Annotated in this window: 11 protein-coding genes and 1 pseudogene; 7 read left to right on the forward strand and 5 right to left on the reverse strand. The window is 64.7% G+C overall.

Annotated features, from left to right (window positions below; translation table 11 throughout):
• Nucleotides 1-8: 8 nt before the first annotated feature.
• Nucleotides 9-632: a RibD family protein gene (locus I5M_RS15840; protein ID WP_022722289.1), complete on the reverse strand. Its 624-nt coding sequence runs from the start codon at nucleotides 630-632 to the stop codon at nucleotides 9-11.
• A 170-nt stretch (nucleotides 633-802) separates the two neighbouring features.
• Between I5M_RS15840 and aceK the strand changes: the two genes are divergently transcribed.
• The 3 genes from aceK (at nucleotide 803) to I5M_RS15855 (ending at nucleotide 3,902) form a co-directional block, all read left to right on the forward strand.
• Nucleotides 803-2,623 carry a bifunctional isocitrate dehydrogenase kinase/phosphatase gene (aceK, locus tag I5M_RS15845; RefSeq protein WP_031336590.1) on the forward strand — a complete coding sequence of 607 codons (1,821 nt, stop codon included), beginning with the start codon at nucleotides 803-805 and terminating at the stop codon, nucleotides 2,621-2,623.
• 26 nt (nucleotides 2,624-2,649) lie between these two features.
• Complete coding sequence (locus I5M_RS15850) at nucleotides 2,650-3,276, forward strand: hypothetical protein (protein WP_148287886.1); 627 nt, start codon at nucleotides 2,650-2,652, stop codon at nucleotides 3,274-3,276.
• A gap of 68 nt (nucleotides 3,277-3,344) precedes the next feature.
• Entirely contained in the window at nucleotides 3,345-3,902 is a 558-nt protein-coding gene (locus I5M_RS15855; RefSeq protein ID WP_022722292.1) for a cytidine deaminase, read from the forward strand.
• A 50-nt stretch (nucleotides 3,903-3,952) separates the two neighbouring features.
• Here I5M_RS15855 and ispG read toward each other — a convergent pair whose 3' ends face one another.
• The 3 genes from ispG to I5M_RS15870 all read right to left on the reverse strand — a co-directional run bounded on the left by ispG (nucleotide 3,953) and on the right by I5M_RS15870 (nucleotide 6,833).
• On the reverse strand, nucleotides 3,953-5,248 hold the full coding sequence (ispG, locus tag I5M_RS15860; protein WP_022722293.1) for a flavodoxin-dependent (E)-4-hydroxy-3-methylbut-2-enyl-diphosphate synthase: 1,296 nt from the start codon (nucleotides 5,246-5,248) through the stop codon (nucleotides 3,953-3,955).
• 13 nt (nucleotides 5,249-5,261) lie between these two features.
• Entirely contained in the window at nucleotides 5,262-6,158 is an 897-nt protein-coding gene (locus I5M_RS15865; protein ID WP_051048773.1) for a DMT family transporter, read from the reverse strand.
• Between the two features lie 186 nt (nucleotides 6,159-6,344).
• Nucleotides 6,345-6,833 (reverse strand): Fur family transcriptional regulator, encoded by a 489-nt coding sequence (locus I5M_RS15870; RefSeq protein ID WP_031336594.1) that lies wholly within the window; start codon nucleotides 6,831-6,833, stop codon nucleotides 6,345-6,347.
• Nucleotides 6,834-7,009: 176 nt separating this feature from the next.
• Between I5M_RS15870 and I5M_RS15875 the strand changes: the two genes are divergently transcribed.
• From I5M_RS15875 to I5M_RS15885, 3 genes are read left to right on the forward strand one after another with little or no spacing between them, the layout of a single operon-like run.
• Entirely contained in the window at nucleotides 7,010-7,489 is a 480-nt protein-coding gene (locus tag I5M_RS15875; RefSeq protein ID WP_031336596.1) for a MarR family transcriptional regulator, read from the forward strand.
• Nucleotides 7,482-8,642 (forward strand): HlyD family secretion protein, encoded by a 1,161-nt coding sequence (locus I5M_RS15880; RefSeq protein WP_022722297.1) that lies wholly within the window; start codon nucleotides 7,482-7,484, stop codon nucleotides 8,640-8,642. The genes I5M_RS15875 and I5M_RS15880 overlap by 8 nt, the downstream gene beginning before the upstream one ends.
• 4 nt (nucleotides 8,643-8,646) lie before the next feature.
• Nucleotides 8,647-10,215 carry an MDR family MFS transporter gene (locus tag I5M_RS15885; RefSeq protein WP_031336597.1) on the forward strand — a complete coding sequence of 523 codons (1,569 nt, stop codon included), beginning with the start codon at nucleotides 8,647-8,649 and terminating at the stop codon, nucleotides 10,213-10,215.
• A 108-nt stretch (nucleotides 10,216-10,323) separates the two neighbouring features.
• Here the strand turns inward: I5M_RS15885 and pcaF are convergent, their stop codons facing one another.
• Entirely contained in the window at nucleotides 10,324-11,532 is a 1,209-nt protein-coding gene (gene pcaF, locus I5M_RS15890) for a 3-oxoadipyl-CoA thiolase (protein ID WP_022722299.1), read from the reverse strand.
• A 169-nt stretch (nucleotides 11,533-11,701) separates the two neighbouring features.
• Between pcaF and I5M_RS30935 the strand changes: the two are divergent.
• Nucleotides 11,702-12,331: pseudogene (locus tag I5M_RS30935) on the forward strand (DNA mismatch repair protein MutS); the annotation flags it as partial.

Consider the following 12,331-nt stretch of genomic DNA (forward strand, 5'->3'; position numbering starts at 1 on the left):
CTTCAGGCTCATGCCCTCACCGGGGCGCGGACGTCGCCCTCGTCCTCACGCGAATCGAACACCGATGGTGCGCCGCGGCTGCCGTCGATTGCTGGACACAGGATCAGATTGAGCTCGTCGACCAGCCCGGCACGCAGGAAGGCGCCGTTGGTGGTGCCGCCGCCTTCCAGCAGCAGGCGCTCGACGCCGAGCTCACGGTTGAGAATTTCCAGCGCCAGCTCGAGGTCGAGCTCGGTCTTGCCGGCGAAGATGTAGGACACACCCTCTCGCCGCAGCCCGGCGAGGTGTGAATCGGCGACCTGTTCGGTCAGCACCACCACGATAGGATCGCCGCCGATATCGGCCCGGCTCCAGCCGATCTTGCCGCGGGCATCAAGAACGACCCCGTAGGCGGCCGCATCCTTGCGGACGACATGCGGCTCGCGCGGAAAACTCTCGCTGCTGGTCTGCGGATAGGGCTGGCCCTTGGCGAATTCCGAGCCGGTGGTCCGGCCGATCAGCCAGGCGTCACCGGCAATCTCGTCGTGCACCTGTTCGAACAGATCGCCGCCCGCGCCCTTCGGCCGCCAGCGGCTGTGCAGCGTCTTGCCGTCGAGGCTCGATGCCATCAGGCACACGACATATGGCTTCATCAGTCCCTCCTTTGCTGCGCCTGCGACAAGTTGCGGGAGCTGCGATCGTTTCGCGCCAGGCTGGCGGCGCTTTTGCGGCAGATCACACCGCCATGGGAGCAGACGCAGGATGATTGTTAGATCGACCCGACATTCCCATGCGCGGCTTGGCCGCGCTTCACGCCGCTGCTATGACCGCCACCGACCTCACCTCACCCGCCACCACGTCCGGCATCGACCGCCTCACCGCGGTCGCAGAGCCGGATTTCGATCTGCTCGACGCACTGTTTCGCACCGAAGATCCGGACGATCAGGCGCGGCTGCTGGCGCGCGTGGTGCTGTCGGCGTTCGACAATTACTACGCGGTGTCGCGGCGGATTCCGGCGCTCGCCAAGACGGCGTTCGAGGCGCGCGACTGGGCCACCACGGTGAGGTTGTCGAAGATCCGTATCGGCCTTTATACGACGTCGATCGATCAGCTGGTACCGCTCTTGAAGTCCGGCCTGCCGGAGCTCGCGGCCGATGAAGCGCTGTGGCGCAGCGCCGGTGCCGAGCTGTCGGCAGCGATCGAGGGCCGCTACGAGGCCGACTTTGCCTTTGCATTCTGGCAGTCTCTGCGCCGCAAGCTGGTCGCGGACGAATGGCGCCCGGTGTCCTACGAGACCGGCACCGGGCGCGGCCCTGCCGCTGCGTCCGGCATTCTCAAGACGTTCACGACGACTCTGCCGATCACCGCAGAGGCGGTCAGCAGCATCCTGGATGGCGCCGGCTTCAACGGCCGTTGGCGCGATCAGTACGGCGACGCAGTGCTGGCCGCGCAGGCGATCAATGCCGCGCTCGAGCCTTTCGCTCCGCGCGACGGTGAGCCCGCCAAGATCGAGATCGCCGACAGCGGGTTCTTCCGCAATCGCGGCGCCTGTCTGGTCGGCCGCATCCGGCTGCGCGAACGCGGCGACATGCCGCTGCGCTGGCTGCCGCTGCTGATCGCCATCCTCAACGAGGACGACGGCCTCGTGGTCGATGCGGTGCTGACCGATTCCGACGAGTTGCAATTCGCGTTCTCGTCGACGCTGGCGAATTACCACGCCACCAATCCGCGCTATCACGAGCTGGCGCGGCTGCTGTACGAACTGATGCCGAAGCGACCGCTCGGCACGCAATATAGCTGCATCGGCTTCCATCACCTCGGCAAGGTCGCGGTGATGAGCGAGATCCTGGCCGAGCACAAGAAGACCAAAGAGAAGCTCGCGACCGCACCGGGGTTCAAGGGAACGGTGGCGATCGCCTTCACGATGCCGTCGTCGGCCTATGTGCTGAAGATCATCCGCGATCATCCGACCGACGACTACAAGTTCGATTATTTCGACGGGCTCGACGAGGTGCTGCGCAAGTACAATCTCGTCCACGAGATCGACCGCGCCGGCTCGATGCTCGACAACATTCTCTATTCCAACGTCCGTCTCGAGCGCTCGATGTTCGCGCCAGATCTGCTCGACGAGCTTCTGGAATCGGGCGTCGAGACCGTGATCCTGGAGCGCGGCGCGCTGGTGTTCAGGCATCTGATCGTGCAGATCAAGCTGACGCCGCTGCCTTTGTATCTGTCGACCGCCAAGCAGGTCGACGCCCGCGCCGCGGTGATCAATCTCGGCGACTGCATCAAGAACAACGCCGCGGCCGACATCTTCAACAAGGATCTCGACGGCCGCAACTACGGCGTCAGCCGCATCCGCAAGGTCTATCTGTTCGACTACGACGCGGTCGAGCCGCTGACCGCCGTCAAGGTGCGGGGCGACGACGAACCGATCGCCGAGTTCGAGGACGGCGTGGTATTTCGCCCGTCCGACATGCTGGAAGGTCTGCGCATCGACGACCCGCATCTGCGCCGCGCCTTCCGCGAGGCCCATCCCGAGCTGATGCAGGCAGAGTATTGGCGCGGTATGCAGCAGGCGCTGCGCGAAGGCCGGGTGCCGAAAGTCACCAACTACCCGGCGTCGCGGCGGCTGCGAAAGTAACCGCGGCAGAGCTGCCGCTCCGGGCCTTGAAACATTGCTTCGTCAGCGCAACCAGCATCGACGACCCGAACACATTCATCGATCTTGTAGCGCAGCGTCATATCTCGGCGCTATGCTCGCTCCCATTTCAAAATGGAGGTTTGGCGATGCATCATGATTTTCCATTCTTCGGACCAGATCGCGGCGCTGAAGTGATTGCGAAGGGCCTCAGTCTCCACGACAAAAGCAATGCGGCCATTAAGGAGCAGATCACCTGGCTGTATTCGATCCTCAACATCCTCGACGGCAAGGCCAACGGCCTGATGCGGGTCAACGGCGCGTTCATCACCATTTTGCTGTTCTTCTTCGCGGCTGCGCGTGCGGACAAAAATCCGCTCAATTTCACAACGGGCCAGTTCACCGTCGCTCAGTTCATGTTTGCGCTCGTCATGCTGTCGATGTTTCTTTGCTTCCTGGTGGTGAGGGTGAGCTGGAAATTTCTCGGGCACGTCCGTAAGACGGGCGAGGTTTACGACTTCACGAGCGAAGCCAAGCGGTTGGCCGAGGTGGTCGACGACCGTACGCATTACTATCTGCTGGGCTGGTCGCTGACCTTGGTTGCCATGCTTCTGGCGACCGCGGTGCTCGCGGCGGCGATGTTCGGCCCCGGCTGAAGGGCTCGGGCGGAATGTCTTCCGGAACCTGAGTGAGTTATGGCTTTGAACGACCACAAGGAGCGGCGATGCGGCGACAAAATTTCGAGGAGCTCGGCGAGGCCGACCGGCTGTTGATCGAGACCGCGCGCCGCAGTTCGGTCAATGCCTATGCGCCCTATTCGGGCTTCGCGGTCGGCTCCGCGGTGCGGACCCGGAGCAAGCGCCTCTATCACGGTGCCAATCTGGAAAACGCTGCTTATGGGCTCGGCATGTGCGCGGAGGTCGCGGCGATTACGGCTGCCAACAGCGCCGGCGATTACGACATCGAGGCGATCGCGGTGGTCGGCTTCAGGTTCAGCACGCCGCCTGACGTCACACAGGTGGTGACGCCGTGCGGACGTTGCCGCCAGCTCATCTTCGAGGCCGGCCAGATCGCGCGGACCGATCCGGTGGTGTTTTCGTGCAGCGGCGACCTCGAGCATATCGAGGAAGCCCGCATCTCGGAGATGCTGCCCGGCGCCTTCGGGCCGGATAATCTCGGACTGTCGCAGAGTTGGCCGCAGTTGCGCGGCCAATTGGTCGAGACGGTGAGGCGCATCGAAGCCGCCGGCGCGCCATCGGCGGGGCGCGCCGTCAAGCGTTGAGGCCGGTCGGAGCATGGTGCGCCGCGCGGCCAAAGGCGAAAGCGGGCGGACTACTCCGCCGCCGGCACCATCTGCGCAGCGCCGGGCCTCGGCGTCGGCGCGTAGCGCTGTTCGATGTAGTCGATCACCAGCGCCTTGAAGTCGGCCGCGATGTTCTCGCCGCGCAGGGTGCGGAATTTCTCGCCGTCGACGAACACAGGGGCGGCCGGGGTTTCGCCGGTGCCGGGCAGCGAGATGCCGATATTGGCGTGCTTGCTTTCGCCGGGCCCGTTGACGATGCAGCCCATCACCGCGACGTTGAGGTTCTCGACGCCCGGATACTGGCTGCGCCAAGTCGGCATCTCGTCGCGGATGAAGTCCTGGATCGAGCGCGCCAGCTCCTGGAACGTGGTCGAGGTGGTGCGGCCGCAGCCCGGGCAGGCCGCGACGAGCGGCACGAAGGTGCGGAAGCCCATGGTCTGCAGCAATTCCTGCGCGACCTGCACTTCCTTGGTGCGATCGCCGCCGGGCTCGGGCGTCAGCGAAATCCGGATGGTGTCGCCGATGCCCTGCTGTAGCAGGATGCCGAGCGCGGCCGACGAAGCGACGATGCCCTTGCTGCCCATACCGGCTTCGGTGAGGCCGAGGTGGATGGCGTAGTCTGAGCGCGCGGCGAGATCCTGATACACCGCGATCAGGTCCTGCACCGCCGAGACCTTGGCGGACAGGATCATCTTGTTCTTCGGCAGGCCGATCTCTTCGGCGCGCTTGGCCGAGAGCAGCGCCGACTGCACCATCGCCTCGCGGGTGACGGCGCGGACGTCGCGCGGATTGGCCGAGGCGGCGTTCTCGTCCATCAGCTTGGTAAGCAGCTCCTGGTCGAGCGAGCCCCAATTGGCGCCGATGCGGACCGCCTTGTTGTTCTTCAGCGCGATCTCGACGATGTCGGTGAACTGGCTGTCGCGCTTGTTCTTGAAGCCGACATTGCCGGGATTGATCCGGTACTTGTCGAGCGCCTCGGCGCAGGCCGGATAGTCGGCGAGCAGCTTGTGGCCGATATAATGGAAGTCGCCGATCAGCGGCGTCGTCAGGCCGAGCTTGCGCAGGCCGTCGCGGATATGCGGGACAGCAGCGGCGGCCTCTTCTCGGTCCACGGTGATGCGGACCATCTCGGAGCCGGCGCGGGCCAGAGCGGCGACCTGCCTGATGGTGCCCTCGACGTCCGCCGTGTCGGTGTTGGTCATCGACTGCACGACGATCGGGGCGCCGCCGCCGACCGCGACGTTGCCGACCATGACTTGCGTGGTTTGGTGCCGCGGCGCCGGTCCGGCGACGTCGTCCAGCAGCGGATTTTCGAGCTTGTTCATGGCGGTCCGAATATCAGGTTTTGGTGACAGTCATCAATGGATCAATCGGCGCAGGAACTTTGGCCGGCCGGTTGACCAGATAGAGTCCGGCGATCACCAGCAGCGCGGCAATGCCGAACGCGGGAGTCAGCGGGTCGTGCATGATCAGATAGCCCGCCGCTACCCCGAACAAAGGGGTCATGAAGGTGAATGACGACAATTTGCTGGCCGAATAGGTCTTCACCAAGCCGAACCAGATCAGGAACGTCAGTCCGACCACCCAGAACATCTGATACGCCATCAGGGCGAGCGACAAAGGGCCGGGCGTGTGGGCGATAGTCTCGCCCGACAGGAAGGCGGCCGCGAACAGGATCGGCACCGAGGTAGCGACCTGATATCCAAGCACTTTTTCAGCTGGCGCCTTGCCGAGGCGAGTGGCTTTGACCAGCAACGTGGTGGCCGCCCACAGTATACCGCCGCCGACCTGCATCAGGTCGCCAAGCATGACCTTGGCGTCGACGTTGGGCTGCGGCACGCCGATCGCAACCGCGACGCCGACAAAGCTCAGGGCCAGCCCGGCCCATTGTACCAGGCGCAGTCGCTCACCCAGGAACTGATAGGAGCCGAGCGCCACCACGAACGGCGCCACATACAGAAAGACCACCGCGCGCGACGCCGTGGTCAGAAGCAAGCCTTTGTAAATCAGAACAAATTCGAGGCCGAACAGGATCCCTGCAACGATCCCGGCCCACAGCGTGCCGTCGCGCTCGAACAGTTTGACGCCGCGCGCCAGCGCAATTGCCACGATGACGACGATGGCCCCGGAGGAGCGGATCGCCGCCTGCAGGAAGGGCGGGACCTCAGGCAACACCAGTTTCACGGCGATCTGGTTGAAGCCCCAGGAGAAGCAGCACAGCAGCATCAGCGCCATCGCGCCGATGGTCAATGAACGGGCCTGGGTGCTCACCGCCGGGCGAGCCCGCTGCAATCTGAGATTTGGACAAAGGACTGAATCCGGAAATCAGACGTCATCGTGCCTCCGGCTTGGCGCCGTGTTGTCGTGGGCGTGCGCACTCGGCGCGCCGCTCCTCCCTGAGTTGAAAAGGCGTAGACCCCGTCAGCCGGCTTGGCAATGCCCGCAGACGCCGGTGATCTCGACCACCGAAATCTTCGGCGTGAAGCCGGTCTGGCGCGCCGCCTCGTTGAGGCTCTGGGCCACCTCGGCGGCCGGGATTTCGCCGACAGAGCCGCAGCATTCGCAGATCAGAAAGGCCACGGCCGACGCGTCGTTATGGTCCTGTCCGCAAGCCAGGAAGGCATTGCGGCTCTCGATCCGGTGGACCAGGCCGTTTTGCATCAGGAAATCGAGCGCGCGGTAGACGGTGATCGGCGCCGGCCGCGGCATCTTTCGCGCCAGCTCGTCGATTACCTCGTAGGCGCCGAGCGGCCGGTGGCTCGACAGCAGTACTCGCAAAACCTCGCGGCGGATCGGAGTCAGATTTTGGGCTCGGCCGGCGCAGACCCGTTCGGCATGATCGATGCCGTCCGCGGTGCAGCGGTCGTGATCATGATCAGGCGCGGGGAATGTCGGCTTCAGTGCGGTCATCGGTCCGTCCAAGGTGACCCAGTTCGTACAGTTTAGGACGGATTAACGCCCTTGTCGCGCCTCGGAGGTGCGGTGTTGCGAGCCATGCGCGACTGCCGTGGCCACATGCGCACCCGAGTACTGACAAAATCATAAGCTAGCTTATTTTATGGGAGCTCAGGGAGATGACGCCCACCATGACCCACTCCGTGGATCACGACTTCATGTTTGTCTTCGCCGAGGTGCAGCGGCTGCTCCGCGCCTATGCGGACAGGCAGGCGGCGCGGCACGGCATCACGCGCGCCCAATGGGCCGTGCTCGCAAAAGTCGCCCGCTGTGAGGGCGTCAAGCAGTCCGAGATTGCCGAGCAGATGGAGATGCAGCCAATCACTCTGACGCGGCTGATCGACCGGCTGTGCGACGCGGGCTGGATCGAGCGGCGCAGCGACGACAGCGATCGCCGCGTCAAGCGGCTGCATCTGCAGAAGGCGGCGCTCCCACTGCTCGATCAATTGGCCGGCCTCAAATCCGAAATCACCGCGACGGCGCTTTCCGGCATCAGTCCGCCGGACGCGCAGCGCCTCGTCGCGCAGATGCAGATCATCAAGGAGAACCTCCGCAGTGCCATCCAACAATGCAGCGGCGAGCCGGCCAGAAAAGAGCAGCGCTATGGCTGATCCGGTCGTGAAGTTGGCGCCCGAGCAGAAGGCGCCGTCCGAACCCACGACGCCTTTGCAACAGCAGCCGCGAGGAATTTCCGGCGTCTGGCGACGCAATCGCCGGACGCTGTTGCTCGTCGTCCTGCCGATCATCGCGCTGATCGGCGGCATCGCCTTTTATCTGTCGGGCGGCCGCTACGTGTCGACCGACGACGCCTATGTGGGCGCCCAGAAGGTGCTGATCACGCCGGACGTCGGCGGCAAGATCGTCAGCATTTCGGTGAAGGAAGGCCAGATCGTCGCCCCCGGCGACGTGCTGTTCCAGATCGACCCGGTGCCGTATCGCCTGGCGCAGCAGCAGGCCGCGGCCAAACTCGCTGATGCCAAGACGTCGTACGAAAACCTGCGCGCCAACGTGAAGATCTTCGGCGACACCATCCAGCTGCTCAACGCCGGCATCGACCTCAAACAGCGTGACGTCGAGCGCAAGATGACGCTGGCCAAGAGCCAGTCCGGCTCGCAGCTCGATCTGGATAATTCCAACGCCGCGCTGGTCACCGCCAAGGCGCAGCTCGAACTCGCCAAGCAGCAGCAGCAGCAGGCGCTCAATCAGCTTCAGGGCAATCCCGATCTGCCGGTCGATCAGTTTCCGGCCTATGCGCAGGCCAAAGCGGCGCTCGCTGATGCCCAGCGCAATCTCGATCTCTCCACCGTGCGGGCGCCGATGCGCGGCACCGCCACGCAGGTCGATGCCATTCAGCTCGGCCGCTTCGTCACCGCCGGCACGCCGGTGTTCAGCGTGATCGACACCTCCAAGCCTTGGGTCGACGCCAATCCGAAGGAAAGCGACTTCACCTATGTGGCGGTCGGTCAGGACGTCGATGTCGATGTCGACGCCTTCCCGGATCATCAGTTCAAAGCGAAGATAGGCTCGCTGTCGCCAGGCACCGGCGCGCAGTTTTCGGTGCTGCCGGCGCAGAATGCCACCGGCAATTTCGTCAAGGTGGTGCAGCGCGTCCCGGTGCGGATCTACTTCGACGACAACGATCCGATGGTGAAGAAGCTGAAGGCCGGCATGAGCGTCACCGTGTCGATCGACACTCACCACACCCGCTCGCTCGCCGGACTGTTCGGTCTGTCCAGCGCCTCGGCCCAGCCGGAGCAGCAGTAAAGTCATGAGCGGCGCAGCGTCTCCCCACGCGGTCCCCGGCATGCGCCGGACCATGGTGACGATCTGCGCCATGACGGCGACGATCATGCAGGCGCTCGACACAACGATCGCCAACGTCGCGCTGCCCTACATGCAGGGTTCGCTGTCGGCATCGCAGGACCAGGTCAACTGGGTGCTGACCTCCTACATCGTCGCTGCCGCCATCATGACGGCGCCGGTCGGCTTCATCGCCAACCGGTTCGGACGCAAGCGCATCTTCATCCTGTGCGCGGCCGGCTTCACCGCCGCCTCGGTGATGTGCGGCCTCGCCCAGGACATCACCCAGATGGTGCTGTTCCGGCTTCTGCAGGGTGTATTCGGCGCCGCTTTGGTGCCGCTGTCGCAGACCGTGATGCTCGACATGTACGCGCTGCACGAGCGCGCCAAGGCGATGTCGATCTGGGGCATGGGCGTGATGCTCGGTCCGATCATGGGGCCGTCGCTCGGCGCCTGGCTCACCGAGACCTATTCGTGGCACTGGGTGTTCTTCGTCAATTTGCCGTTCGGCATCATCACGGTGGCGGGGCTGATGGTGTTCATGGACGAGACCGAACTCAACAGCGAGATGAAGTTCGACTGGTTCGGCTTCGCAGCGCTCGCCATCGGCATCGGTTCGATGCAGCTCGCGCTCGACCGCGGCGAACAGCTCGACTGGTTCGAATCCAAGGAAATCATCATCGAGTCGATCGTCTCGGTGATCGGCTTCTATTACTTCTTCGCCCACTCGTTCACGACGTCACGGCCCTTCATCCAGTTCGCCATCTTCAAGGATAAGAACTTCATCGGCGGCGCGATCTTCATGTGCGTGATGGGACTGGTGTTGTATTCGACGATGTCGCTGTCGTCGCCCTATCTGCAGAACGTCGTCGGCTATCCGATTCTCACCGCCGGCCTGCTGCTCGCGACTCGTGGCTCGGGCACGTTCGTGGCGATGATGCTGGTCGGGCGTATCATGCGTTACATCGAAGCGCGAACGCTGATCATGTCCGGCATGACGCTGCTCACCGTGACGATGTACTTCATCTCGCGCTGGACCGATCAGACTGGCGTGCCGGAATTCATCATCGTCAGCGTCGCCCAGGGCTTCGGCCTCGGCCTGGTGTTCGTGCCCCTGTCGACGGTGGCGTTTCTGACGCTACCCGGCCATTTGCGGACCGACGGCACCGCGATGCTGACGCTGCTGCGCAACGTCGCCAGCTCGGTCGGCATCTCGATCGTCATCGCCCGGCTGACCTCGAACACCACGATGGCGCATTCCGTGCTGGTCGAGCACATCAACCCGTTCAACTCCGCGCTGCAGATGCCGAACGTCGCCGGCGCCATCAATCTGGCTACCGATGCCGGCAAGGCGATGATGGACGGCATCGTGACCCTGCAGGCTACGATCATTTCATTCAGCCTCGATTATCAGCTGATCATGATCGTGACGATGTGCGCGGTGCCGATGGCGCTGATCATCGGCTCGTCCAAGAACGCCCTGCGGGCGATGGCGACGAAGCCCGGCGGGGACGAGCATCCGGCCGTGATGGAGTGACGTATTTGTAGGGTGGGCAAAGCGAAGCGTGCCCACGTGATGCACCCGCGTGGGCACGGCGCTCCGCGCCTTTGCCCACCCTACGGGACCTCCGACAAAGACGGCCGCTTAGTTCACCTTCTCGATCGCCATCGCGACGCCTTGCCCGACGCCCACGCACATCGTGGCGAGCGCCAGCTTGCCGCCGCGCTTCTCCATGCCGTGCACCGCCGTCAGCGCCAAGCGTGCGCCGCTCATGCCGAGCGGGTGGCCGAGCGCGATGGCGCCGCCGTGCGGATTAACGAAGTCGGCGTCGTCCTTGACGCCGAGCTGGCGCATGCAAGCGATGCCTTGAGACGCGAAGGCTTCGTTGAGCTCTATCAGATCAAAGTCGCTGATCTTGAGCCCGAGCCGCTCCATCAGTTTGCGGGTGGCGGGCACCGGGCCGATGCCCATGATGCGCGGCGGCACCGCGGCAGACGCTAGGCCCAGGATCTTGCCGCGCGGCGTCAGGCCGTACTTCTTGACGGCCGCAGCCGACGCGATCAGCAGCGCCGCGGCGCCGTCATTGACGCCCGAGGCGTTACCGGCCGTCACCGTGCCGGGATTGCGCACGATCGGCTTCAGCTTGGCGAGACCTTCGAGCGTGGTCTCGGGACGCGGATGCTCGTCCTTGTCGACGGTGATCGGCCCGGCCTTGCCGCCCGGCACCGTCACCGGGGTGATCTCGTCGGCGAAATAGCCGGCCGCGATCGCAGCGCCGGCGCGCTGCTGGCTGCGGATCGCGAAGGCGTCCTGGTCGGCGCGGGAGACTTGGAACTCCTCGGCGACGTTTTCGCCCGTCTCCGGCATCGAGTCGACGCCGTATTGCTGCTTCATCAGCGGGTTGATGAAGCGCCAGCCGATGGTGGTGTCGAAGATTTCGGCCGAGCGCGAAAACGCCTCGGTTGCCTTGCCCTGGACGAACGGCGCCCGCGTCATCGATTCGACGCCGCCCGCGATCGCCAGATCAATTTCGCCGCCGCGGATGGCCCGGCCCGCCGCGCCGACCGCGTCGAGGCCGGAGGCGCAGAGACGGTTGAGGGTCTGGCCGGGAACGGAGTCGGGGAGGCCCGCCAGCAGCGCCGCCATGCGGGCGACGTTGCGGTTGTCCTCGCCGGCCTGGTTGGCGCAGCCGAAGAACACCTCGTCGACCGCGCTCCAGTCCATGTCGGGATGCTTCGCCATCAGCGCCTTGATCGGAACCGCGGCGAGGTCGTCGGCACGGACCTTGGCGAGCGAGCCGCCGAACCGGCCGATCGGGGTGCGCACAGCGTCGCAGATGAACACGTCGGCCATGGTTCTCTCCCTGAAATTTGGTCCGGGTTGATGCCGGAATTGAAGCCGGTTTGTAGGAAGCAAGCCCGAGCCGGTCAATGCACGTGGAACGCACAACCGTATGCGGAAACCGTGCATGAATGGAGCGGCCCGGTAGAGTGCCGCAGGCGAAATTTGCTAGACATCGGCCATGACCATCCGGCCCGACATCACCCCGCCCGCCGAGCCCGCTGCGCCCCCCGAGGCCGCGGCGAAGATGTCGCCGATGATGGAGCAGTATCACGAGATCAAGGCGGCCAATCCGGGCCTGCTGCTGTTCTACCGGATGGGCGATTTCTACGAGCTGTTCTTCGAGGACGCCGAGATCGCCTCGCGCGCGCTCGGCATCACGCTGACCAAACGCGGCAAGCATCTCGGCGCCGACATCCCGATGTGCGGCGTGCCGGTCGAGCGCTCCGACGACTATCTGCACCGGCTGATTGCGCTCGGTCACCGCGTCGCGGTGTGCGAGCAGACCGAGGACCCGGCGGCGGCGCGCGCCCGCAAGAGCGTGGTGCGGCGCGACGTGGTGCGGCTGATCACGCCCGGCACGCTGACCGAAGACACGCTGCTCGACGCCCGCGCTAACAACTACCTGCTGGCGCTGGCCCGCAGCCGTGGCTCGGCCGGTGCCGATCGCCTCGGTCTCGCCTGGATCGACATCTCGACCGGCGAATTCAGCGTCACCGAATGCGCCGCGAACGAATTGTCGGCGACGCTGGCGCGGATCAATCCCAACGAAGCCATCGTTTCGGATGCACTGTACAGCGACGCCGACATC

This window comes from Rhodopseudomonas sp. B29 (assembly GCF_000333455.1).
In the GTDB taxonomy this organism is placed as follows: domain Bacteria; phylum Pseudomonadota; class Alphaproteobacteria; order Rhizobiales; family Xanthobacteraceae; genus Rhodopseudomonas.